Annotated in this window: 16 protein-coding genes; 10 read left to right on the top strand and 6 right to left on the bottom strand. The window is 35.3% G+C overall.

Translation table 11 applies throughout. The features are described from left to right. Positions 1-259: 259 nt before the first annotated feature. From KSU66_RS09220 to KSU66_RS09205, 4 genes are all read right to left on the bottom strand, one after another. Positions 260-2,920, bottom strand: coding sequence for a CDP-glycerol glycerophosphotransferase family protein (locus KSU66_RS09220; RefSeq protein ID WP_269051146.1), 2,661 nt, complete (start codon positions 2,918-2,920; stop codon positions 260-262). A 532-nt stretch (positions 2,921-3,452) separates the two neighbouring features. Beyond that, positions 3,453-5,522 carry a CDP-glycerol glycerophosphotransferase family protein gene (locus KSU66_RS09215; RefSeq protein ID WP_269051145.1) on the bottom strand — a complete coding sequence of 690 codons (2,070 nt, stop codon included), beginning with the start codon at positions 5,520-5,522 and terminating at the stop codon, positions 3,453-3,455. A gap of 122 nt (positions 5,523-5,644) precedes the next feature. Next, positions 5,645-7,852 (bottom strand): CDP-glycerol glycerophosphotransferase family protein, encoded by a 2,208-nt coding sequence (locus KSU66_RS09210; protein ID WP_269051144.1) that lies wholly within the window; start codon positions 7,850-7,852, stop codon positions 5,645-5,647. Between the two features lie 64 nt (positions 7,853-7,916). After that, a complete protein-coding gene (locus tag KSU66_RS09205; RefSeq protein WP_269051143.1) occupies positions 7,917-8,807 on the bottom strand; it encodes an O-antigen ligase family protein in 891 nt (296 codons plus the stop codon). Between the two features lie 463 nt (positions 8,808-9,270). On the opposite strand from KSU66_RS09205, the gene KSU66_RS09200 reads away from it, so the two are divergent. The 9 genes from KSU66_RS09200 to KSU66_RS09160 all read left to right on the top strand — a co-directional run bounded on the left by KSU66_RS09200 (position 9,271) and on the right by KSU66_RS09160 (position 22,180). Then, complete coding sequence (locus KSU66_RS09200) at positions 9,271-11,652, top strand: SH3 domain-containing protein (protein ID WP_269051142.1); 2,382 nt, start codon at positions 9,271-9,273, stop codon at positions 11,650-11,652. 198 nt (positions 11,653-11,850) lie between these two features. Further along, a complete protein-coding gene (gene tagD, locus KSU66_RS09195) occupies positions 11,851-12,240 on the top strand; it encodes a glycerol-3-phosphate cytidylyltransferase (protein ID WP_269051141.1) in 390 nt (129 codons plus the stop codon). 278 nt (positions 12,241-12,518) lie between these two features. Beyond that, entirely contained in the window at positions 12,519-13,643 is a 1,125-nt protein-coding gene (locus KSU66_RS09190) for a CDP-glycerol glycerophosphotransferase family protein (RefSeq protein ID WP_269051227.1), read from the top strand. A 210-nt stretch (positions 13,644-13,853) separates the two neighbouring features. Beyond that, the gene (locus KSU66_RS09185; RefSeq protein WP_269051140.1) at positions 13,854-14,672 is read left to right on the top strand and encodes an ABC transporter permease; all 819 of its coding nucleotides are present in this window, start codon (positions 13,854-13,856) and stop codon (positions 14,670-14,672) included. Between the two features lie 14 nt (positions 14,673-14,686). Beyond that, positions 14,687-15,484, top strand: a complete 798-nt coding sequence (gene tagH / locus KSU66_RS09180) for a teichoic acids export ABC transporter ATP-binding subunit TagH (RefSeq protein ID WP_269051139.1) — start codon at positions 14,687-14,689, stop codon at positions 15,482-15,484. Between the two features lie 367 nt (positions 15,485-15,851). Beyond that, positions 15,852-16,847 (top strand): YcjF family protein, encoded by a 996-nt coding sequence (locus KSU66_RS09175; protein WP_269051138.1) that lies wholly within the window; start codon positions 15,852-15,854, stop codon positions 16,845-16,847. 503 nt (positions 16,848-17,350) lie between these two features. Next, positions 17,351-20,584: an InlB B-repeat-containing protein gene (locus KSU66_RS09170; RefSeq protein ID WP_269051137.1), complete on the top strand. Its 3,234-nt coding sequence runs from the start codon at positions 17,351-17,353 to the stop codon at positions 20,582-20,584. Between the two features lie 425 nt (positions 20,585-21,009). After that, positions 21,010-21,870: a ComEC/Rec2 family competence protein gene (locus tag KSU66_RS09165; protein WP_269051136.1), complete on the top strand. Its 861-nt coding sequence runs from the start codon at positions 21,010-21,012 to the stop codon at positions 21,868-21,870. A 97-nt stretch (positions 21,871-21,967) separates the two neighbouring features. Beyond that, entirely contained in the window at positions 21,968-22,180 is a 213-nt protein-coding gene (locus tag KSU66_RS09160; RefSeq protein ID WP_269051135.1) for a DUF3006 domain-containing protein, read from the top strand. Between the two features lie 350 nt (positions 22,181-22,530). Here the strand turns inward: KSU66_RS09160 and KSU66_RS09155 are convergent, their stop codons facing one another. Continuing rightward, positions 22,531-23,259 carry a WecB/TagA/CpsF family glycosyltransferase gene (locus tag KSU66_RS09155; protein WP_269051134.1) on the bottom strand — a complete coding sequence of 243 codons (729 nt, stop codon included), beginning with the start codon at positions 23,257-23,259 and terminating at the stop codon, positions 22,531-22,533. 502 nt (positions 23,260-23,761) lie between these two features. Here KSU66_RS09155 and KSU66_RS09150 point away from each other — a divergent pair. Further along, the gene (locus tag KSU66_RS09150; protein WP_269051133.1) at positions 23,762-25,114 is read left to right on the top strand and encodes a S1C family serine protease; all 1,353 of its coding nucleotides are present in this window, start codon (positions 23,762-23,764) and stop codon (positions 25,112-25,114) included. A 43-nt stretch (positions 25,115-25,157) separates the two neighbouring features. Here the strand turns inward: KSU66_RS09150 and KSU66_RS09145 are convergent, their stop codons facing one another. Next, positions 25,158-26,234 carry a C40 family peptidase gene (locus tag KSU66_RS09145; RefSeq protein ID WP_269051132.1) on the bottom strand — a complete coding sequence of 359 codons (1,077 nt, stop codon included), beginning with the start codon at positions 26,232-26,234 and terminating at the stop codon, positions 25,158-25,160. Positions 26,235-26,338 lie beyond the last annotated feature (104 nt).

Below are 26,338 nucleotides of genomic sequence, written 5' to 3'. Positions count from 1 at the left end.
CTGTCGGTATAAGTAGAATCTAGTTGATTCAAGCGAAGTGCAACGATTCCTGTTGAAATTAGTAGACGCCAAGACCGAAAAGGAAGAGCCGTCACGAAGAACAGCTATTACGACCGAGGAGCGCCATCGTTTTATGAACGCCTTTTTAGGGTTGATGTGGCAGGGAAGGGTGTACTGCATCTTTCAGCACTTATGCGCTTGCCTGCGGAAAGCGCGGTTGCTCGGGACAGTATTTAACGGGATTGCATTCAGCGCAATACTACTCTTTTTGTCCATGAATAAACAGTTTCTGCACATGGCGATATATACGTTCACAATTTGACAAGTCATCATATTTAATTATACCAGAGATATCGTAGTCATAATTGGATAATTGGTGTTTAATCCGTTCCCTTATCAATTCCACCATTTCGTCCCCAGTTGTTGCAATGCCACCGATGAACGTTTCCTCGATAGGCCTCAAAATACCGCGTCTGAAAAAACGGTCTACATCAAAATGAAAATAAATGACCGGTTTTTTAAGTAATGAAAAATCAAAACTTACGCTGCTGTAGTCCGTCAGCAATAATGCGTGTCGAAGCAACAGGTTTTGTACGGTTTCAGAACCAAAAGGGATAAACTTAATGCGGTCGTGTAGATACTCGGACTCATGTACGAAGTAGTCTTGCGCACGGTAATGCGGATAAAAGTTCAAGTTCACCTCATAGTCATCCAATAACTGTAACAACTTTTTATTTTTAATTAATTTCGAGTATGCAGTATAATAGTCACTCTCCAAAAAACGCGCATCCGTATTGATCCAATCACGCCATGTGGGCATCAACAAGATGTCTTTAGGTGCCACCGAGGTAACCAACTGATCAAACCTAGCCAAACCCGTGACGACAACATCTTCTTTATCATAGCCCATTTCACCAACGACAATATCCGATTTCTCAGCTTCACTGCTGACAATGAATAAATCGAAAGGCAGGTCATAATATTTTTTATGGTACTCAACGTTTTTCCGCCCCAACACCCCGTGTTGAAGAAATACTTTATACGTCTCCTCATAACCAAAAAAACCACCGGCTGCTTTATATGGCAAGATGTTTTCCAAGTCATGCGTACCAAGCAATACTTTCGCTTTCAATGACACATTAAAGTGCTTTTGGGTCCCAAAAGCAACGACATACGGATTGTCGCGAATCAATTCAAAGTCGGCATTATTCTCCTCAATAACATAATAGGCCTCAACTGAGGTATTTTCTCGTAGCCAGTTGAAGAACACAATGCCGTTATCTTGCGCCGTATTATAACGTTCACCAATGAGCCAAACATTGTCGTCCTTCTTCACATTTAGGGGTAGCTGAATGTCGTTTAGAATCGTAAATGACTCTATTTTTAAATTATCAAAAGGTGTTGTTGTAAGCAAGAAGTGGTGCTCGTTTTGATCAGCATCCTCAATCATTTGGTATTCGTAATACGTATCCTTTTTATAATCCGCATGTCGGTAAGCGATTTTCTCTTTCCGAATGACTTGTGATTCGCTATTCTCCACGACAATGTAGAAATCAATAATTGTCTTGTCCTTACTTTTCAACTGAACTAAATCCAACTTCATCAAGTCAACAGAAAAGCGATTATGGATAGGGACTTTTATAGACGCCCCAGAATCTCGTTCCTCCAATAATAGGAAAGCCTGACACTGAATGAATCTATTCAACAAAAGAACAAATCCTTTAATCTTGAAATCATTAATGCCAACAATCATACGTCTAATAACAGGTTTCGTTACTTTTAGCCCTAAGGAGTGATCTTTTTGCTTATAAAACTTCAGTGTAATAACTTGCGAGTCACACGTTATTTTATAAGTAGTCAATGCGCTCGATAAATGATGTTTTTGGAGATCAAATTGGTATTTTTTTGGTTCAGCACTATCATCGACAATGAAAAACTGTTTACTGAAAAAGGTTGTACATAAATCATTCAAGGCGATTTTTGTAATTAACGAATCCATCGTCTTCGTTAATGGATAGTTTTTCACATCGGAGGTTGCCAATTCATCTAAAATTAATTCAAAATTAGTATCTGCGCGTTTATCATAAGATTTAATCGCCAATTGAAGTTGTTCATCTTCGAACATATTAATAGCGATAGAGCCATGAAGGAATAAATGAGGCTCCGCATGCAAATAAAAACAGTCCCCCTTAGTCAACAAAGAGACTTCATGATTATATGTATCGAAAGACCGATGATAGTCATTCACAATTTCAAGCGGATAGAACGCATCGTTTATCTTGAAAAATAAACGCCATAATCCAATTAACAGAGGAGAGAATTCAGTTATCACAATATCAGCACTCGCAGCATCGCGAATTCCGTTCAAAATAATAAACTTATCATGATTAAAAGCGTAAACTTCAAGGCTATCTAAATCGGTGAATACATCCGAGTCTTGAAGAGAAAGCACCAGCGAATTGTACTTAGTAGTGGGCACGGTTACGCGAACCTTCTCTGGGATAAAAGTTAACTCCTTAAAATGGTTGGCAATTATTATACTTTTATATATATTCGTCGTTATGTATTTCTTTTCTATTAAAATACTTTCACAGAAATTATCCCAACGCGTCGATTTTGTAATCCAAACCAATTTATTATCAATCGTCAACTCAATATAGGCAACCTCATTAATCGAGCGCAACTCATGAACAGGAACCCTTACGAACAAAAGCGTCCCATTATTATCAACAAATAAATTAAGTTCAATATCGCCGTGTATAAACTTGGCACGCATACTTTTAGGACTGAGCCAAAAGTTAATTAGTTTGATTTCATAAACCAAATATTCATTTTCCAAATAATATTTGTTTGCGATGGCTTTTTTAATTAAATGTTTCTTAACTGGTTTAACCATACGCCGAAGTCTATTTTTGATCATTTTGCATACTCCTAGCTACACAATTATTTGAGAATCAAGAATCCGAAGTGTGCTAGTTAGTATATGCAATTTTATGTGTAGTTAATCATTGGACTGGTTATTCCAATATAAGTATTAAAAATAACGCCCACCAGTATTATAGGTGGGCGCTATTTTACGCTTGCTGTAGATGAATTGAGAAGCTCGTGCGTAGCCATTATAAATACACAAGGACTGTGAAAGTCTTTGCAAGGAAATTCAGAACGTATTCCTATCTACTTGGCTTGTGATCCCGTTCTAGTAGAAATTTTTGAGTCAAGTTGGTAATTATCGCATTCTATTTCAGGGCATATTGAAATTGAGCTTACTCCCTAACTTTTATTGATATTAATGTATTCGCATATACATTTATTGATTTCGTTAAGTTCCTTTACAATCATCGGTGAAAAACATATCGGTGCGGTATATTCTCATGATTGTAATGATCACAGGTGCTAATTCTATCCGAAATTCTCACTAAGTGCTCAAGAATCTATTAGCGTGAAACAAAAGGTTAATCTTCTAGTTTTTCTTTAATAACACCGTAAATGCGCTCGCATGATTTTTGATCACTGTATTCAAAAAGTTTTTCGGATTTTAATATGTACTCTTTATCCATATTAAAATTTCCTTTAGCATACCTTAACACTAATTCATTTACCTCTTGTATTGAAAAAGCAATTGGACCAGGTAAATCATTATCTAAATCCAAATGTGAGGAACTATTCGAAAAAAACCTTTCTTTATCGAATTGATAATATATTAAGGGTTTCTTTAAAAAACTAAAGTCGAAACCTACACTTGAGTAATCGGTAATCATCAAATTACTCTCTTTTAATAATTGTTGAACGTCAACTTCTCCTTGATTTATGATTTTAATGTTAGTTGCAGTAAAATACTTTTTATAATTTCGCATATTCGGATGCAAGCATAACACTATATCGAGGTTGTACTGTTCTGTAATATTACGAAGTTTAGAATTAGTAATAAGTTGATTCCAGTACTTGTAATAATCACTTTCAAGAAAGTCATAATCAGATAGGATCCAATCTCGCCACGTAGGAATAATTAATATCTGATTTTTTAAGGGGGTATCTCTATTTAATAGTTTGTCAAATCTCGAAAGACCAGTTATTTTCACTTCGTTTTGGGAATATCCAAGATCGTTTATTACAATGTTTTGTTCGCGTTTAGAGCTAACTAAAAATAAATCTGTATAAAAATTACTTGAGTTCTTTCCGTAAATGTTAGCCATATTTTTAGTTCCTAAAATACCATGTTGTAAAAAGATCCTTTTTGCTTTAATCATTTTTATAAAGTTTTTGCTTTTCAAGGGATATAAATAGTCAGGGTGATGTGAAGTTATAATTGCTTTTGCTGCAATTGAATAAATAAAATGCTTTTTTGATTTGTAAATTAAATAATTATTATATTTTTTTACTTTCTCAATCTCTGGTGATGTCTTATCGATTACATAATATGCATTAATTTCAGGATGCTCTTTTTTTAAATACTGGAAAAAGTGAAACCCCGTATCTTGAGCTTTAAAAGGTTGTTCGCCAATTAACCATATTTTTTCATTCCTGAAAAAGAATCTAATAGCTTTATGAAAAAATCTAATAAAGTAATAATAGTAATAAAATGTCTGCTTACTATAAACATCACAGTTTAAGGATAGGTTCTTGGCTTTAAATGTAAAATAAGGAACTATAGATATTGCATGATCATCCTTAACGAAAAAACTACTATTAATAAATAAATTTGTAATATAACGAGGTTTTCCAGCTCTTTTAATAATCACCTCATTGATGTCTTGAAATTTAATGGAACAGTAAATATCGATAATATCACTTTCGAAATTGTCATCAAGAATATCAAGAAAGCTAGAAGATATTTTGAAAGAATAATGATTTTGACCGTTATTCTTCATAGTTTTATTTGTCATTAATTTTACATCTAATTTGAAACTTCTGGAAGAACCTGTTTCCCTACCCATATAAACAATTGTGACCTCTTTTGGAATATGATTAAAGGTATTAATAAAACCAGATATATAAATTTTATCTTTGTTGACTTTCACGAGGTTTAATCTAGTTGTATAGGTATTAAATTCCTTTTTATTAATGAATATTAGATCACCTTGTGTTGAAGTTCCAAGGGTTATTTTTTTATCGAGTAAATCAAATTCATTAATAATGCTAAAAGTAGTCTTTTTAAACTTATTAAGCGAAATTGTTTGAAAGATTTCCTTATTGGATTTATCAGTAGTAGATATTAATAAAGAAAAAGTTAAATCACCAAGTTCCAGTTCGGAGAAGGTCGATTGTGTTAGTTTAGATAAGTCTAATGAAGTAGTGAAGGTTCTGTTATTATATTTTAAAATACAGTTACAAACGATATCGTTATCATGTTTAATATACAACTTGCTTACTTTTATTTTTTTATTTGAAATGGACATACTTATCGTAATGTCTTTACCATTTTGAATAACATCTAATTTATTTAAGGAGTTATTACCATTTTTACGACTTATTTTATCTCTAATTTCTTTAGTTTTGTTATTTAATATCTCAAAAAGTTTCACTGGTCATCAACACCTTTACTAAACATAATATATCATATTAACTATCTGGTTTTCATAATAAGATTTTTTTAGTTCTAATATAATAATAACCTATCCGAAAGAATGGATAGGTTATTATTATATTATTTATTTTGGCTTAGTGTAATTTTATTTTCTAATTGTAGAATTTCTTGATAAACTCGTTCACTAAATTGATTGTCTAAATCAAAGTGAAAAAGATCATCCACTTTATTCATGTGATTTTCAGCCATCTGGAAATTATTATCGATAACCTTTTTGATACTGCTAATTGTTTCATCAATATCATTTGTTACATAGCCTAGTGGGTAATCTCTAAGATTTAAATAGCCTTCTTTATACTGTTTTTCATAAAATTCCTCATAGTCGAAATGACAAAAAACAACAGGTTTTTTCATTGCCAAGAAGTCGAAAAATACAGAGGAGTAATCTGTAATTAGTAAATCGGCAGAAATTAATAAATCTTGTATATCAGTGACTTCTTTATTAAGCACTTTTATTTTCTCATTATTTAATTGAAAGCTATCGAGATATGGTTGAATTTCATAGTGTGGATAAAATTCGAAATCCAGGTTGTATTCGTCAATCAATGCAGCAAGCTCGTCAGATTGCAATAAAGAATTATAAAAATTAAAGTAGTCAGATTCAATGAACTGTTTCTCCATTTCAATCTTATCATTCTCATCTTGTTTTAAATAAGACTTTAAAGACAAATGACGTCTCCAGGTAGGCATTAAGAGTATTTTTCTTTTAATTTGATTTCTATTTTTCAAATTATCATATCTAGGAAGACCTGTTAATACTACCTCTGATGACGGATAATCCATATGTGATTCAATGAACTTTTTTTCTTTAGGAAGTGATGCAATTACTAAATCATTACCTATTCTATTTTTGCTCATACTTGCAGATACATCATTATAAATTATACCGTGTTGAAGGAAAACTGTTTTGTAGTTCAGTATATCGCCAAATATTTTCAAGTACTGTCTTTTGGTATACATACCAGGTTTTGTATAAGCTTCAACATCGTAAGCATTTATTATTATTTGAGAATGTAGTAAGTAAACTCTGTGTTTCAGAGAATCTTTATTAATAATATTATCCAAATTTTTTATTTTCTCATAATCTGAACTTTTTTTATCAATAATATAATAAACAGGCTTCTCCGGATAATTTAATCGAATATGTTTAAAGAGGTGATAAGAATTATCCTGGCATGTGTCGCCTCTTTCTGAAATCAACCAAATGTTTTTGTTTCTTAGAAAAGGAAAGGTGAATAGGTATGCTAATCGATCCAAACCACCTTTTTTTAGTTTTCCTTTTTTCAAATTAAAGATTGCATTAAAATGAGTTGCTAAACGAGTCAATTTCTTTCGCGCCTTAGAATAATGCCCTTTGACTTTTAGATTTATATGATTTCTTCTGTTGACAGATATAAAGAAAAGTTTATCTGAAGTAGTAAAGTATCCTTTAAATCTGTTGAAAACCGTGGCAGCTGAAATGCGTTGATTATAATAAGTTTGGCCATCCTCACTAAAAATTCTTAAGTAAAAGTCATGACTACCCTCAGTTAGCTCGGTTAAAGGTATACTCATTTTTAAACCAACGTATCCATTATTCTCGTAATGAGAATTATTGATATCGTGGCGGTAAAACTTTTGAATATCGTATACATGTTCAGTTGAGGTAGAGGGTTCAAAAAGTACCAGTTTAAGTTTATTTTTTAATAAACCGTTTGAACGAAAATAAGGAACCCTAAAATATCCAGTAATGTCAATGTTATTATTAACGAGTGTCAACCTCTCAAAGAATACACGAAGTGCATTAATAGATAATAGGTTTTGGAAATTCTCGTTATTAGATTTTCCATAATAAAGCTTTTGATCTTCAACATGTAACTTTTCACTTTCAAATATCACATTACCAAATAGTTCCTTATTATTCGATATTAAAGAATGTAGAAGCAATTTCCTTGAGAGTGTTCTTTGAAGGGGGTGCAGGGTATTGTAACCCAACAATCCAATCGATTCTTTAAGTAACTTAAATAATAATTGGAAATCATTTGATGAAAGATCCATTTCATTGGGAAAAATTTGATTATTAGAAAGGTAATCTAAAAAAGTTTTTATTATAAAGTAGCTGCTTAACTTTTCTTGATCAATATCCTCAAACTCATCCGTGTTGTAATGCAAATATATATAATTGCTCATATCATCCAAATATATATCATATAAATTGTTGTACTCATCATGATTGACAATTTTTACTTTGCAATAAATATCTTTTACAATCGATTTTTCATAATTCATATTAAATCTCCTATCACTAACTGATAATTAATTGTGGTTTTTAATAGCTATCAATGAACAAAAATTATTTATCTTTAAAGTTAATCCCAATAGTCATTATTAACCACATTAAAAGTCCAATGGAATAATTATTTTGAAACAATGATAATTCAAAACTTTCATAAACAAGAATACCAATTAGAAAAGAAGCAGATAAATTGGACGTAAAGTTGTTCTTTTTGATAAGTAATATCCAGATACTCCACAGTAATACGATGAAGGCTATTAAACCTACTAAGCCAACTTCTGTGAGTAATTGAAGATATTGATTATGTGAAGACAATCTATATTCTGTTATATCGCCTGCACGGGTACCTACTCCAAAACCAAAAAACAGCTTGTCATTTATCTGAACAAGCATGTCCTTCCAAAGTACTTGCCTACCTGAAAAGAAATTTTTTCCGAATATATCTATACTTTTTTCATTTAGAAATAAACCAATTTTTGATTCAGGAAGATTAATATAAGTAAATAAGAACAATAAATTGAATATAATTGTAGTTGGGAACAAATAGGTCGAAAAAGTCGGGAACTTTTTTAAAACAAGCCACGTTAAAAGTATTATACCAATTGTTATTAATACTGCACGAGAGTTTGTATTATAAATAAGTATGATGTTCAATAAAATTAAAGGTGAAAATATGATACGGCTAATTTTATTTCCAAATTTAATTGCAAGAACCTTAAAATATAACATTAAAAGCAACAGAATTGCTAAGTAGTTCGGATTTCTAAATATACTCTTGAAACGATGACTCGGGAAGTCCAATGAAATCCAATGAAGAAAAATGAAAGTGAAAAAGGCTCCTAATAAATAGGCGAATACTTTAACATGTATTATGCGCCAGTTTATTCTTACTGAACCTAATATAAATAAGAATATAAATAAGACTTTAATAAACTCAATGTTCGTCATGACTGAATTAGTTAATAAAAAGCTTAAGCAAAATATAATAATTAATGAAGTAGTTGACAAATAAATATATTTGAGATTTACGTCATAATGTTTTTTGGGGATAAAGCTTTTAGTTAATAAAATAAACATGAGTAGTAGAGTTATCGTAATACTAACGCTGCCAAGATCTCTTAGAATATCAAATTGAGTCCGCTGAAACGTATTAAAAATTAACGTTGAAAATAGTAGAAATATGATTACAAATTGAAAATTAATTGTTCTATTGTTATTATCCATTGATTGCCCCTCTGAATACATGATATTAGTAATAGTATCATTAAACACAATCATTTAGAAAGGAAAAATACTACGAAGCTATTATTTACCAGAAAAACTTTACATAGTGACATTTGTTGTCGATAATAGGAATATTGTGGAGGTGATATAAGCATATTGAGATTTAAATAGTCGGAGGGATAATTTAGTGAGAAGGTTAAAGGGATGCAAGAAAGTTGCCATTAGTTTATTAGTAGTATTGCTTGCATTGGTAGTATTTTCGGGAAGCAATAGCGTATATGCCGCTGGATATAATAAAGGTGTTGCACTTAAAGGTATTACCAATGTTTATAGTGATACTACTAAGAGTTCACAAGTTTTAAGGTCATATAGTGAAGGAACTATATTGCTATATTTGGATTATTCGCGAGATTGGTACAGCGCAGTAGTATTTATTAATGGGGTCAGAAAAACAGGTTATATCCATAAAGCAGATGTAGAGACATCTGTAGATAAGCAAGAGGGAATTAAGGGGATCGGTATAAGTCAGACGCCAATATACGCTAAAGCCTCGACCGGATCCAAACAAATCAGATCATATGTTGAAGGTTCAATATTATATTATAAAACCTTTACAAGCGAATGGTATGAGGCCCTCGTCTATATTAACGGAGTTGCGAAAAGTGGTTATATCCATAAATCGCATGTAGAAAACATCAGTGGAATGCAAGAGAATTTAAAAGGTATTGGATTGGGTAGTCCTACTATTATTTATGGAAAACCTTCAACAAATTCCAATCATCTCAGAAAATATAACGAGGGATCAATTCTATATTATAAGACGCTTTCAAATAACTGGTATCAGGCACTTGTTTATGTTAATGGTGTAGCAACAACCGGTTATATTTATAAGGCCGATGTAGAGAATATTGTAGACAAACAAATAGGCTTAAAAGGCATAGGTTTGGAAAATCCAACCGCAGTATATTCAAGGGCGTCTACGAACGCACGTGCGATTAGATCATATGCCGCCGGATCGATTCTACACTATAAAACACTCTCGAAAAACTGGTATGAAGCTCTAGTATACGTTAATGGAAAAGCGACCAAGGGGTATATCTATTCAAGTCATGTTGAAGAAGTTTATACATCAAATGAGTCATTAGATGGGGTAACTTTAAAAGCACACACTAATATTTATACTAGAGCTTCTACAAGGTCAAGAGCATTAGCGAGTATGGGAAAGGGAAGCTATGTACAAATTAGTACATTTTCTCCGAACTGGTTTACGGCGAATGTTACTGTGAATGGAAAGGCAATTACTGGATACATACATCAAAATGATGTTAGTACAGATAGAGTTATAACGAAAACAACGCAATATAGTACAGATTATAATAGTGCTGTCGACATCCAGATGGGACGAGCACCTCAAGTTTCAGGTGAAAGCGGCGGTTGGGTAAGTGCTTCAAGACCACAAGTTGAGTATTATATTAACTCGTCGAACTTCGGAAAAAGTTCCAAAGATTATTATCAATTTCTAGTATTATCTCAACCAGCTTCACTAGATGCAGAAGAGGTAAATCAAAACATATTGAATAATCACGGAACGCTTACCGGGACAGCGCAAGCATTTATTGATGCAGGCGCTAGCTACGATGTCAATGAAGCGTACTTAATTTCCCATGCATTATTGGAAACCGGGAATGGCCGTTCTGCGCTAGCGCGAGGGGTTCCAGTTGACAGTAAAGGAAAAGTTGTTTCGGCAAAAGATGCTGTATCTACGGTCTATAATATGTACGGTATCGGAGCTGTAGATAGTTGTCCTATAGAATGTGGTGCGAAAAAAGCATTTGATGAAGGATGGGCTACGCCGGAGGAAGCAATCATTGGCGGAGCGAAATTTATTAATACGTATATAGCGAGAGGGCAAGACACGCTGTATAAGATGAGATGGAATCCTATAAATCCAGGACATCCACAATATGCAACGGATATTGCTTGGACAGTGAAACAAACATCTAATATAAAACGAATCTATGATTTACTAGATAGATATGTATTAGTATACGATGTTCCGAAATATATTAACCAGCCAGCCAAATCGGGAGATCCTGACTATTATGATATCGGAAAACCGAATTCAGGCACGACAATCGATTATCCAAGTGAAGTTTATGGTGTGACAAGTACACCAATTAATTTAAACTTACGTGAAGAGCCGAGTACAAGTTCGGGCGTTATGGGAAGTATTCCAAGTGGCTCAAAAATAGAGTTGCTGGGTACGAACGGAACATGGTACAAGGTAACCTTTGGTGGGAAAATTGGTTGGGCTCATGGAGGATATATAACAATTTTAAATTTACTAGAAGTATCAACAGGTAACTCAACATTAGGGATTCGTCCAGATCCAAACACATCAAATACAACAATAGAGCGTGTGGATAGTGGGACCTTATTAGCTGGAATTTTAGATAAACACAATAAACTAATTCGAAGCAACGAATGGTACCAAATTTCTTATGATGGTAAAGAAGCGTGGATCAGTGGCGGAACTAATGGTGCAGAATATATAAAGATTAATAACTAAGAGTCATTAGTCATATGCGAGTATAATTCGCATATGGCTATTTTTTTGTCGAATAACGGTGGAAATAGGTACTATATATATTTAAGCGTAAATCATGTATAATGATAAGCGTATATTAAAATAAAAGACATTTAATAAACTACTGGCAGCCAATATATATCTATACTTAAATTCATAAATCCTAATGGAGGTATTATCGTGAAAAGAGTTATCACATATGGCACATTTGATTTACTACACACGGGACATATAAATATATTACGTCGTGCGAAAGAATTCGGTGATTATCTAATTGTCGCAATCTCATCCGACGAGTTTAATGCGCTAAAAGGAAAAAAGGCATACTATAGTTTTGAACAACGCAAGTTAATATTAGAAGCTATACGTTATGTTGATGAAGTTATACCAGAACATACATGGGAACAAAAAATTCGAGATGTAAGAGATTATAATGTTGATGTCTTTGTAATGGGTGACGATTGGAAGGGGAAATTCGACTTCTTAAGTGATATGTGCGAAGTGGTCTACCTACCTAGAACTGTTGGAATATCAACAACGAAAATAAGAGAAGATTTAACTAAATCCTAACTAAATCAATATTAGATGATCAAATAGAAGTTAAAAGATAAGCCCCTCTCTACAATACTTTACTTAAGTATTGTAGAGAGTATTTTTGAATGTGAGCTGAACATGCCTATATCATGACTACAAATCTATAGCTTCGCCAGGCGATTATAAATAATAAGAGAAAACATCAATAAATTCTCTGTAATAACTGCTAAGCGAAAGTATATAATGAGCGAATTGAGGGAGCCCTAGTGTTAACTAAGATTAAACGAAATAAATCATTTCTATTACTTTTTAAAATGATTTTCACGGTGATTGGATTACTTCCTAAGAAAGAGAAATTGATGGTATTTGAAAGCTTTCACGGAAAACAATATAGTGATAGTCCTCGTGCAATATACGAATATATGCGTGAGAACTATCCGAACTATAAGTTATTATGGAGTATTGATAAGAGAAGCAAACCACTATTCGAAACGCATGGTATTGACTATATTCAGCGATTCTCGTTAAAGTGGTTTTTTACGAAACCGAGGGCCCATTATTGGATTAACAACGTCCGTCTACCGAAATGGATGCCAAAGCCTAGAGGAACGGTATATCTTCAAACGTGGCATGGTACACCGTTGAAGAAACTAGGTCTTGATATTGAAGAAATTCATATGCCTGGAACCAAAACCGAACAATACAGACAGAACATTATTAGTGAATCAGAAAACTGGTCATTCCTAACTTCGCCAAATAAGTACTCAAGTAATATTTTTGAGCGTGCATTTGGATTTAATGGCGAAATAATAGAAAGTGGTTATCCCAGAAATGATATACTTTACACTGCTGAAAAAAGCCATGTTGTAGGAATTAAAAAGAAGCTTGAGATTCCGAGTAATAAAAAAGTGATGCTTTATGCACCTACATGGCGGGATGATGATTTTTATGAGCAAGGAAAATATAAATTTGAATTTCAATTTGAAATTGAGAAAATGAAGGAACGTTTTGGTAGTGAATTCGTTCTATTAACAAGAATGCACTATCTTATAGCGGAGAGTTTTAATTTCGAGGTTTATGGGGATTTCGTCAAGGATGTATCGTCTTATCCTGATATAGCTGAATTATATTTAATTAGTGATTTACTTATTACTGATTACTCATCTGTTTTTTTCGATTATGCAAATTTGAATAGACCGATTATATTCTATATGTATGATTTGGAAGACTATAGGGATCGTTTAAGAGGGTTTTACTTCGACATTGAGAGAGATGCACCAGGCCCAATTGTCGACAGTGAAGAAGAGTTATTTAATGCAATTGAATATGCGTCAAAAAATGGACATGTATCAACGGAAGCATTTAACTCATTCTATGAACGTTTTTGTTACTTAGAAGATGGGAATTCTACAAAACGAGTTGTAGACCGACTAATTTAGGTGTTGTAATCTATAGTTAACGATATAAAAATCTGTATTGGTCTTTTCAAAAAAACAGATGGATAAATCGTGACGTTTAATTTGAACTTGATTTTTTATGACAAAGCGTTGGTCTTACTAAGTTGTGTTATAGGTTTAGTGGTTGTATAATCGTAGAACGTATTGATTATCATAAAAAAACATAATGTTGAAAGTTGATGGGATTTATTTATGAATAATGCACTTACAGTTCTAAAAGAACAAATAAATAATTTTTACTTAATTAGAAGGCTTTCTGTATATGAAATAAAAAGCAAAAATAAAAATAATTATTTAGGAATGGCTTGGGAAGTAATCAATCCCACTATTCAAATTCTAATTTATTGGTTTGTATTTAGCAGTATACGGCAAAGAGGCCCTATGGAAGTTGTGCCTGGGGTGGAAGTACCATTCATTCTATGGTTACTAGGTGGATTCGTAATATGGATATTCTTTTATCAGTCAACAATCCAGGGATCCAGCTCCATTTATAGTAGGCTTCGTATCTTATCGAAAATGAATTTCCCGATGAGTGTCATTCCTAATGTTGTGATTTTTTCACAGTTTTACATTCATTTAGTTATGTTATCAATTACGATAGTGATATTCCAACTCATGGGCTTTTTCGTTAATATCCATTACTTACAATTTATTTACTTTATTTTTGCAGCTTTCTGTTTAATGTTCTCGTTATCGCTTATTACGTCAACACTTTCTACGATGATTAGAGATGTCCATATGCTTTTAAACTCTATTTTGCGTATGATGTTGTACTTATCACCGATACTATGGCAAGTAACGATTTTGAGTGAACCACTTCCGACAATATTGAAACTCAATCCCTTATATTATTTAATAGAGGGTTACAGATCTGCACTATTTGGAACGGAATGGTACTTCATTGAACATTGGCAGTACACCCTTTACTTTTGGCTTGTAGTCCTTGTATTGTTCTTGATAGGCTCGACGTTACATGTGAAATTTAGAAGACACTTTATCGATTACTTATAATGGTTGTGAATATAATGGAAAAGACGATAATTGTTAAAAATATTACAAAGAAGTATAAGCTCTACACTGGTATGAAGGAGCGCTTATTAGATTTGATTGCTCCAAAGGAGTATGGAGAAGATTTCTATGCATTAACAGATGTAAGCTTTGAGGCCAATAAGGGTGACATTATAGGTTTCATAGGGGTAAATGGTTCAGGGAAATCAACCTTATCAAATATTGTAGCTGGCATTGTGCCTGAAACTTCAGGAACTGTTGAGGTAAAAGGTGAGGTATCGATTATTGCCGTCGCTTCTGGATTAAAGGGCGATCTCACTGGCAGAGATAATATAGAACTTAAACTTTTAATGCTAGGGTTCAATAAACAAGAAATCGTGGCTTTAGAGCCGAGTATTGTTGAGTTTTCGGAACTAGGTCAATTTATAGATCAGCCAGTAAAATCGTATTCCAGTGGAATGAGATCCCGATTAGGTTTTGCTATATCAGTAAATATAGACCCAGATATTTTAATTATTGATGAAGCTTTATCTGTTGGAGATAGGGCATTTGCAGACAAAAGTTTACAGAAGATGCATGAGTTTAAAGAACAAGGTAAAACAATAATCTTTGTAAGTCATTCGGCCAGGCAAATGAAAGACTTTTGTGAAAAGATACTATGGTTGGAGTTTGGAATGGTAAAAGAATTTGGACCCGTAGACGAAGTCATGCCAAAGTATGAGAAATTCATCAAAGAGTACAAAGGTATGTCTAAAGCGGAAAAGGCAGCATATAAAGAAAAAGCAATAAAGACGAAAAAAACTTATAGTAAGTAGAATAAAAAATACATTCAGATGCGTTCTTGCATCTGAATGTATTTTTTTGTTCGAACTGTGAGAGCAGTTTTGAGGATTCATCTAAACAGTAATCAATAAATAACCTGCTCATGTAACATAGACAGCGAGCGCGACGGAACCTACAGAGATTATTCCGCTAGACTGCACACCCATTCAGGGTTATTCCCTGTCGAAAAATGCCCTTTTAAAGTATGTACTTGCCCAATGCATATGGTAACATTACCTCAATTGAACAAGACGAAATAATAAGCTAGACACGGATCATAACCCACACTTAAAAAAAGAAGTTATTCCGACTGCATAGAAGGGTATAGGTGTACTAAGCGTAATTGAGGAGGAGTACTAAATGGACAACCATAACACGATTTCAGATGAAGAATTCAATCGGATATTTGATGAGCAAACAGAAGAGATTAATGAGCAATTAGAGCGTGAAATTCTAATCGCGATGATTGGTGATGTCAATGCAGGGAAATCGTCTACTATAAATCGACTAATGGGTGAGGACGTTGCCTTAGTTGGTGCGAAGCCTGGCGAAACGAAGGATATTAAGAAATATATTTATAAAGACCAAATTGTCTTTGTAGATACACCAGGGCTAGATGATATTCACAGTGAACATTCAGCTGAGACGATGAAGTTTTATAAGGATGCTGATATTATCTTATTTTTCTTAAATGCAGCTGGAACGGTTTTATCTGAAACAGAGCTCGCTTCTTTTAAGAAAATAGCAGAAAGTAATAAATCGATTATATTTGTATTGAATAAAATAGACGCAGCGGATGATATCGGGGAACTAGTGAAGTATGTACAGGATCATACGAACTACGCGTACGCAGTTGCTCCGGTATCTTCGAAGACAGGCGAGAACTTTGGTATGCTGCAAGATGAAATTTTGAAGCTGTTAGAAGTTGTAGGTAAAGATGTAACGATGGGAAAGTACATGGCGGATAAATCCCGCACAGCGAATCGGTGGATTTTGGCGGCGGGCGGTTCGGCGGCTACAATCGGTGCAGTACCAATTCCAGGTGCTGACTTTGTTCCGTTGACGGCACTACAAGTTGGGCTGATGTTACGCCTATCGACATTATATGACAAGCCAATATCTAGAGATAATGCGAAGGAGTTAATCATCGCAACAATTACAGGAAACATAGGCAGAACAATTTTCCGTCAAATTGTAAAGTTTGTACCTGGAGCGGGCATGGCAGTGGGCGCAAGTGTTGCTGGAGGCATGACACTAGCACTGGGTTATGCGGTTAGGTATGCACATGAGCATAATATCGAACTGACTTCAGAAGCACTGGAACCGATTTATAAGATGTTTTTGAAGAAGGGGTAGTATGATTGATTTCTATTCAGTATAGAGGGTTCAAGTAAATCTCTACATAAAACAGAGGGTATAGCCAAGAAGAGGTTTTTTAGATTATAATCTACTCGTACAAGTAGGTTATTGATATCACTGTGTAGCAATTTAAAAAAGATATATATATAATAAACAGCCATTGGCCCCGAAGCCAGTGGCTGTTTGTATTATATGGTTTACTAACGAGCAGGACAGCAATACTCACCAAGTCGTCTAACAACTCGTTCTTTCAGTATCTGTTTCGCGCGCTTAACGCTACCTTTATTATGTGTATAACGCTTGGAACGTGGACTTTGTAAGGTGATGGTAAATATAATTTAAAAGTACTCTTGACTATCTCGTGAAGCTACAAGACAATTAAGAGAAAACTAGAAACTATTTAATTTTAACCTAGATAGGGAAATGTATTAAAGACTGTGGTTTCTTGCAAATGATAAATATTTAGTGCGACTATCAAAAAGAAAATGGGGGGGATAGAAATGAAATCAATTGTAAGTAAGGTCATTGTATTTATATTGTTTTTTCTTTTTATTAATCAAGTACCACTGCAGGGCGGGACGATTTTTTCTGAAAATCTAGTAAAAGCAGAAGGTTTAACCAAAGAATATAACTATCTTACAGAAGTACCGAATGGATATATAGGTATTGAAAGTATAGAGGATTTAAATAAAGTACGGAGCGGGCTTGGTGCTAAATATATATTGATGAATGACATTGATTTAACTAAAGAAACATCAGTAGATGGATGGATTCCAATCGGAAATAGAGATAAACCATTTACAGGTGTTTTTGATGGAAATGGTTATAAAATAATTGGCATGAATATCAATATTATTTCCGATCAGATAGTTTATGCCGGACTATTTGGCTATATAAGTAAAGCAGAAATAAAAGGCTTAGGAATAGTGGAGAGTACTATTCTTGTAGAAAATAATTCAATCTACTCAACGACTTCTGATGTTTATGTTGGAGGGATTACGGGTTACGTTAATCAGACTAGTATTATTGTAGATAGTTACACAACTGGAAGTATTTTGGCTAGCTCTTTGTTCAATTCCTATGCTGGGGGATTAGTAGGAGCAGCGGGGCAAGTCTCTGTGATTGATTCCTACAATGAAGGAGATGTAAGTGCCAAAGAGGCAGGTGGGATTGCAGGAAAAATTACAAGTAAGCTGTCAAAAGTTGGAGATAGCTATAATACGGGTAAGATTACAGGGAGTAATTACGCAGGTGGAATAACTGGGACCTTTTACGGTGAAGAAATTAGGGCTAGTTTTAATGAGGGCACGATTAGTTCCAGTCAAGGGCACGCTGCTGGAATAGCTGGATATATCAGTTCAACTATTATTAAAGAGACTCGTAACGAAGCCGATGTTACTGGTTATTATACAAGTGGTGGAATTGTTGGTAGGGCGATTTCTTCAACGATCGAGCAATCAGCAAACACAGGGGAAATAAAGGTTGAAAGTTCGTTAGGCGCGGGTGGAATAGCTGGTGGCGCTCAAAGCTCTATTATATTATATAGTTCAAATTCTGGGGATATATATTCAAAAGGAACTGCCGGTGGAATAAGTGGAGGTTTGACAAATACCACAATAGCGCAATGTGTTAACGAGGGCGCAGTGGTAGCGAGTGGATCAAAAGCTGGCGGAGTAGTAGGGGATGCCAATATAGGTTCAGTCGTTGATAATTGTTATAATTTAGGAAGTGTAAGTGCTAAATTTACGGTGGGGGGTATAGTGGGCGATAATGCCGGCGTAATTAAAAACGTTTATAATGTTGGTAATAACAAAGAGGGTTCTTCCATTACTGCTGGTGGAATAGCAGGGAAAAACACTGGAAACATTACTACTAGCTATTATCTTGATGCAATTAAGAGGGGCGTAGGAAACGGGAACCTAGAAGGTGTAAATAAGAAGACTTTCGATGAAATGAAAAATAAATCTACATTTAAAAACTTCGACTTTCAATCAACTTGGCTTAGTGGTGAAAATGAAGGTTATGAATTTCCTGTATTAAGGGACTTGAAAGTGCCATCTATCGAAAAAGATGTAGCCATACATTGGGAGAAGAAACCAGAAAAACTGGAGTATCTTGTAGGGGAACCACTTGACTTAACCGGGGCAATTATCCGGATGCAAACGAATTTAGGTAGGGAATATGGAGTTGAAATAACAGAGGACATGGTTGGTCGGTACTATCCAAATAACTTGGGTTCCCAATCAATAAAAATAACGATTGGTGATGTATCAACTTATTTTACAGTCAGGGTTCTTGCAAAGTATACTGTGGTGTTTATAGACGATAACGGTCTTGTGCTGAAGACTGAAGAGGTGATAGATGGTGATTCTGCAAGTGCACCAGAAATCCCGTATAGAGAAGGGCATGACTTTATTAAATGGAGTCGAGATTTTCAATCTGTGCGATCGGATTTAACGGTAGGTGCAATCTATGAGCCGCACACCTATTCAGTGATATTTGAGGACGATGGAGTAGTGCTCAGTAGACAAACTGTGACTCATGGTCGCTGGGCAACAGCGCCGAAAGCACCTACGAAGACTGGTTATAAATTCACAGGTTGGGATAACGATTATAAGAATATCACCTCAGATATAACGATATCATCAACATATCAGTTAAATGAGTATACAGTGGAATTCAGAGATTACGATCGACAAATATTGGAAAGACAGTTGGTTCCTCATGGTTCAGTGGCTAAGAATCCAGAAAACCTCAATATGCTGGGTTATAAGTTTATAGGTTGGTATAGTGATGCTGGTCTTAGAAGAAAAGTTAACTTAGAAACTGAAGTAAATAAGAATCTTGTCTTGTATGCAAAGTTTGAGGGTCAGCAAGTATATCTACACGAGCTAGATATAGTCTCAACAGCTTATAATAAGTTGAAAGTAAGTTGGGCGGAACATAAAGGGGTAAGCGGCTATGAGGTTTACCGAGCCACCTCCTCTAATGGAACCTATAAATTGGTTGAAACAAAAAATGTTGCCAGCAGTACAACTCATGTTAGTAGTGGTTTAATAACGGGGAAAACATACTATTATGAGGTAAAACCATATGGAATAATTGATGGAAAGAAAGTATACAGTCGAAGTCCGGGAAAAACAACATTATATGCAAAACCTATTCCAGCCAAACCAACAGGCGTTAAGACTACAAATTCTAGTAGTACCGCAATTAATGTATCATGGAAGAAAGTAGCTGGGGCAAGTGGATACGAAGTCCACCGGGCAACGTCGAAGTCTGGAAAATATAATAGGGTTAATACCGTTACTAATGGATCGACGCTAAGCTATACAAACAATGATTTGACTACAGGGAAAAGTTATTATTATAAGGTTAGATCATATCGTACTATGAATGGAAAGAAAGTGTATGGTTCTTATTCAAGTATCGTTAGCGGGAAACCTGCACTTGCAAAACCTACTGGAGTTACCGCAACGAAAATGAACAGTAAATCAATAAAAGTCTCGTGGAAAAAAGTAAATGGAGCAAGTGGGTTTCAGGTATACCAAGCCACTTCAAAAAACGGGAAATATAAAAATGTAAAAACAGTTACGAAAGGTTCAACAGTAAGCTATACAAACAAAAATTTAAAGCCAAGGCAGGGCTATTACTATAAAGTTAGAGCATATCGTACAGTGAGTGGGAAAAAAGTGTATAGTCCCTTTTCGCTAGTTAAATACTGTAAAATATAAAAGTCGAAGTATTAAGGAACTTTCTATCGTCAGCTAATCACTGCGGATAGAAAGTTCTTTTTTGTTAAATATAGGGATGCGTGGATAATAAAGTGCGGACAAACAAGAATAGGTATGGGTTTTTCAGTTACTTATTGAATAGCTTTGTTCGCAAATTAGGTAACGGTAAATAAAGAAGGGATAGGTATATATAGGATATAGAACAGTGATGCATATTATTTGGATTCATTTCTGGGGAAATACGGTACAAATATCATAAAAAAGGTAGGAAGTTACCCAATCAATTCTTGGGTGACTTCATTTTGCGTTATTGCGTTTTTTGTCGGAATAAAGATCTAGGTATAAACTAGTGCAAAATAGCATTAACTGTTAATGTAGATTATGAATATAGGTACTTATAAATTTTATCTAAAAGGGGATAAAACATGAAACATAAGCTGGGGATTGTAGGGATTGTAGCGGCGTTATTTATTTCATTGGTATTTGGAACAGAGGTAACGACTGTAAGTGCAGCACCAAAAGATTTAGTCGTACATTTTATAGATATTGGACAAGGTGATGCAATCTACATTAAAACGCCTAGTGGGGAAAACATCTTGATTGATGCAGGAAATAAGGCAAAAGGACATGATGTAGTTAAGTTTCTTAAGAAGCAAAAAGTCAAAACGATTGACGTCATGATAGCGACACACCCAGATGCCGATCATATCGGTGGATTAGACGAAGTGCTTGATGCATTCGTAGTGAAAAACGTATATGCACCAAAAATATCCCACACAACACAAGCCTATAAAGACTTCCTAAATGCTGTGAAAAGAGAAAAAGTTAAAATAAAAACGGCAACGACCGGCGTAAAAATACCTTCAAAAGACAAGTCAGTGCAAATGAAGTTTCTTGCGCCAGTAAAGAGTTATGCTAAAAGCGACCTAAACAATTGGAGTGCAGTGCTATATCTAAAGCATAATGAAAAAACTTTCTTATTCACTGGTGATGCTGAAACGAAATCAGAAAAAGATATGATTGCTAAAAAAGTATTATCCAAGGTAGATGTTTTAAAAGTAAGTCACCACGGATCAAAAGGGGCGACATCTAAAGAGTTTTTAAATGTTGTGAAACCCAAATATGCAGTGATTAGCGTCGGTAAAAAGAATCAATACAAACATCCAACTAAGGAAACATTAAACCGTCTTAAAGCAGCTAAAGCGAAAGTGTATCGAACGGATACGCAAGGGACAATTAAAGTAACTTCAACTGGGAAGACTATAAAGTTTTCTACGACTAAGTAGACTGCTAAGAGCCTAAAGATCGATGTTAGCTAAAGTTACAAAGTGAAAGAGTATAGAAAGAAAACTTCATTTACTACCAAATAAGGATGGTGTCTTTATGAAAGGGATTATAGATCGATTCGAAGATGACTTAGCGGTTGTTGAAATCGATGGTGAAACAAAAGATTTTAAAAGAGAGATTTTCCCGAAGGACGCAGTAGCGGGGGATGTTGTGAAAATTGAGGGTAATGTAGTCACCATCCTAAAAGATGAGACAAAACGGTTAAGACAAGAGATTGAAGATCTAATGGATGATGTCTGGGAGGATTAAGGTGTACAGGGAGTAGCCAGACCTGTTGCACTAAAAGTCGATTATTCTCATTCTGATGTTATCTACTCTAGTTAAAATCAGTCCACCGAAAATAAAAACATTCCGAGGCATTCGTGCATCGGAATGTTTTTCTGTAGCCGGATATAAGGTTCTATTGATTGCGTTTGTCAGCTCATTCGCAGTCTATCCCTTAAAAGTACAGTGTTATTGACCTGCTTTTTGATAACCATAGATAACGCTACCCGTCAGTATGCCTTGCCAGATTACAAACTATCTAGACTATGTAGGGTGCTAAAATATGAGCATCCAAGGGAAATTGGCCATTCAGAATCCTCTCGAATAAAATCAATTCACCTGAAAACCCGCTCTTTCACCACATGCAACAAGAACAATGGAATTTTCAGCATCCGCTTCGCCCTTGTCGGTTGTGTAACGAGCCTATACAGCCATTCGAGGTTATTGCTAGTCCAAAACTTTGGCGCGCGCTTAACACTTCCTGAGAGGACATCTAAACTCCCACCAACTCCGATGAGCACAGAGGTGGGGAACAGGCCTTTGAATTTGGCAATCCACTCTTCTTGGAGAGGCGCACCCATTGCGACAAATACGAAATCGGGCAGGGTGGCGGCAATTTCCTCGGCGGCCTCTAATCCTTTTTTCGTATAGCCATCCATATATCCGGCGACAGTTAGCTCGCTATACTGATCCACAGCATTATCCGCAGCTTGTTCAGCAACTCCAGGTTTCGCACCGTAAAAGTAGACGCTTTTGCCATGCGCGTTAGCATAGGCCAAGAAGTCCTGCATCAATTCGAACCCTGGTAGTTTCTGTTCGAGTGGGGTCCCCAATATCTTCCCCGCAATCATAACGCCAATACCATCAGGAACGACATAATCCGCAGTAGCAAGCACCTCTTTATAAGAAGGGGTATTTTTTGCCGTTATAATAATTTCCGGATTAGCCGTTACGATGAATAAATTTCCGTTTAATTCGCAGAAATGGTCATCTATTTGTTCAAGCAACGTTTCCTTACGTATATTGGTTATAGGGATATCTAAAATTTTAATGTTGTTAGTCATGTTGAAACTCCTTTGAAGAAAAGTAATCGTTTTAGCTATATATGTCGAACGAATGAATACGACACCTAGTTGATTGGAGTGCAGAGCGGCGACTCCTGTGGGATGAAGCGTGACAGGCGAGACCCTGGACGAAGCGAAGCGAAGGAAGCGGCTCGCCTCACGCCCCACGGAAAGCGCCAGGGAAAGATTGAACTGTAACTTTCCGCACTGTCCGCTCGGAACGGAAATCAACGGTTAGGGTGTTTGCATCAACTCATCTAGTTATACCATAAAACAGCAAGAATTAACCGTCCCACATCCACTAAAACTTGAATAATTGTATTCTATAGATGGTGATATGCCCGTATCGCCTAAGGCCCATAATTCATAGTCAAATACCTATTAATCAATAAAACTGCTATAATAGATTTAATGCATATGTTATGCATATGATATGCAAATGAAACTAAACAGGCTATTGGTACGTCTATATAAAAATGTCACTAAAGCGAGGGTGTTGAGGATGGATAAACGGATGGACAAACGGATGGACAGACGAAGTGGACAAAATCCGAGGAGAAAGCGCTTATTTACTTCCGGATTGCTATTACTTTCAATTGCAGTAATCTCTATTATCTTATATTTTAGCTTCGCAAATAAAGCGCCAGAACCAGAAGTGGAAAGCGAAGCGTTCTCTGAACGATCATACGTCGAAATGTCAATGGACCTGGAATTCAAAGAAGAACCTGAAGGTAAACTGAGCGATGAATCCACAGAAGAAGAAAAAGAAAAAGAGGAAACGCCAAAAGTAAGACAAAAAGAAAAAGAAGAAAAGGTAGTAGAGAAGACTTCTGAAGAAAAAGAAGTTGTAGAAGTTCCTGTAGCGCCAGAACAAGACTTGTCATTAATCATTGCGAACGCAAAAACACATGTTTATACAATCAATACAGACTTGGAGCAAGGTTCCGGCTTTCTTTTTAACACAAAAGGGGACATCTTAACGAATGCCCATGTTGCGAAAAATGCATCATTTGTGACACTGACAAATAGTAATGGTCAAGAGTTTAACGGTGAAGTCATCGGGATCTCGGATACCATAGATATTGCACTAATTAGGGTTCACGAGTTGGCAGGGAAGCAGCCAATGGAAATTGAGGGATCGAAGGTGCCAATTGGTACTGAAGTATTTGCGCTAGGAAGCCCCGAGAATATTGCCAACACTTCTACTGAGGGGAAAATCCTGAGTACAGGAAAAAACTTTCATGACGGTTACCAATACACTGATTTGTACGAGATGGATGCATTGATCAAAAAAGGATCCAGTGGTGGACCGCTCATCGATGCGAAAACGGAGAAAATACTCGGTATTAACTCAATTATTCTACTTGATGATCCCAATATTGCCTATGCGATTCCAATTTACACAGTCATGAACCAATTAAACGATTGGGCAGCGAATCCGATAATCGATACAAGCTGGTCGGAGGGTGACTTGAACCATGTGGCGGAAGCATACTTCGATGAAGAGTTACTAGATTCATTCATAAAAGGTTATTATGAACTTATTCCTTACTCGCTCAATGATCAGGAATTAGATTATTATATGACTTACTTACTCCCAGATAGTCAGGGAGCGGCAGAGGGTAAGAAGTTTGTTGAAGAAAATAGCGAAGAACAACGCGTATTCGATGCTGTAGATCCAACGATTATAAATATAGAAATAAACGAAGATAATTCAACTGTCGAAGCGAAAAGTGTATTCACCTACCACGATGTAGAGAGTGATGAAGTGCATACGATTGACCATCACGCAACGTATACTGTCGTCATTGATGAATACGGAGATTATCAAATCGAAAATATCGAAACAAAATAAAAAAAGACGTTCGCCCATCAAGGGCGAACGTCTTTTTTAACGATTATAAACGTTTGAAGCTATGGAAATGTTTTTTCCAATAAGAATTATTTAGGCTAACAACTTCAGTTTTTCTTCCACCTGCGTGAATGAATTGGTTATTTCCGATGTAGATACCAACGTGTGAAATACCTGCACGGTAAGTACCTGCGAAGAATACTAAATCGCCAACTTGCGGCGTGCTAACTGTTTTCGATTCTGCGAACTGTCCTAATGTAGTTCTTGAAACTTTCTTTCCTGATTGGTTGAATACGTATTGAATGTAACCACTGCAATCAAAACCGCTTGTTGTTGTACCGCCGAATTTATACGGTGTACCAAGGTGTGACTTAGCGTTACTTACTAGATTAGATGGAGCTGAACTATTTGATGCTTTTTTAGTAGCTTTCTTTTTCGCTGGTGCTTTTGCTTTAACAGTTGTCTTTGTCAATAAAGTTCCTGAAATCCAACCTGTTTTACCGTTTGCGCTAATTTTGTACCAAACAGTATTACCAACTTTTGTTTGATGAGTTGATTTAACAGTTGTACCTTTTCTTGCAAGTGTTACAATTTTATTTTTTGTTCCTGCATTAGAGCGGACATTCGAATTGTGTTTTACTTTGTAAGTGCCGTTACTAGCAGTTGCTTTTGAAGAAGAAACCTTATTAACAGTTGCTTTTTTAGCCGGTGCTTTTTTCGCTGGCGCTTTTGCAGCTGCTTTAGCTGGTGTTAGTAGCGTGCTTAACACCCAACCAGTTTTGCCGTTCACTTTAACTTTGTACCAAGTTTGGTTACCAACTTTTTTCTGGTGAGTCGCTGTTGCAGTAGATCCTTTTTTCGCAAGTGTTACAACACTATGTTTTGTACCTGCATCTCTACGGATGTTTGTATTATATTTTGTTTTGAAAGTTCCTTTTTTAATTGTTGCTTTACTTGCGGATACTTGCTCAACTGCTTCGTATGTATATGAGCTATCCTCGTTTACGCTTGTCCAAGGTGCGGCAGTCTGACTAGCTTGTCCTTCTGTTACGTTTGCATGAATTGCTGTGTTAGTTAGTAGCAACGAACCTGCTGCTAATAATGAAATGACAACTTTTCTCATGTTTACTCCCCTTAAATTGTTTTTTTTTATATGTTTTATTAAGTAATGGTTGATTTAATCTCTATCTATCACTTTATAGAATTTTAAATGTAATAATAGTCCAA

This window comes from Sporosarcina sp. G11-34 (assembly GCF_026931025.1).
This window is presented reverse-complemented; position numbering and strand designations above follow the sequence as displayed.

Coding starts and splice junctions, on each gene's coding strand:
- KSU66_RS09160 (WP_269051135.1), top strand. CDS start 21,968: ATGAAAGGGATTATAGATCGATTCGAAGATGACTTAGCGGTTGTTGAA.
- KSU66_RS09185 (WP_269051140.1), top strand. CDS start 13,854: ATGAATAATGCACTTACAGTTCTAAAAGAACAAATAAATAATTTTTAC.
- KSU66_RS09165 (WP_269051136.1), top strand. CDS start 21,010: ATGAAACATAAGCTGGGGATTGTAGGGATTGTAGCGGCGTTATTTATT.
- KSU66_RS09190 (WP_269051227.1), top strand. CDS start 12,519: ATGATTTTCACGGTGATTGGATTACTTCCTAAGAAAGAGAAATTGATG.
- KSU66_RS09205 (WP_269051143.1), bottom strand. CDS start 8,807: ATGACGAACATTGAGTTTATTAAAGTCTTATTTATATTCTTATTTATA.
- KSU66_RS09155 (WP_269051134.1), bottom strand. CDS start 23,259: ATGACTAACAACATTAAAATTTTAGATATCCCTATAACCAATATACGT.
- KSU66_RS09145 (WP_269051132.1), bottom strand. CDS start 26,234: ATGAGAAAAGTTGTCATTTCATTATTAGCAGCAGGTTCGTTGCTACTA.
- KSU66_RS09210 (WP_269051144.1), bottom strand. CDS start 7,852: ATGAATTATGAAAAATCGATTGTAAAAGATATTTATTGCAAAGTAAAA.
- KSU66_RS09175 (WP_269051138.1), top strand. CDS start 15,852: ATGGACAACCATAACACGATTTCAGATGAAGAATTCAATCGGATATTT.
- tagH (WP_269051139.1), top strand. CDS start 14,687: ATGGAAAAGACGATAATTGTTAAAAATATTACAAAGAAGTATAAGCTC.
- KSU66_RS09220 (WP_269051146.1), bottom strand. CDS start 2,920: ATGATCAAAAATAGACTTCGGCGTATGGTTAAACCAGTTAAGAAACAT.
- KSU66_RS09150 (WP_269051133.1), top strand. CDS start 23,762: ATGGATAAACGGATGGACAAACGGATGGACAGACGAAGTGGACAAAAT.
- KSU66_RS09170 (WP_269051137.1), top strand. CDS start 17,351: ATGAAATCAATTGTAAGTAAGGTCATTGTATTTATATTGTTTTTTCTT.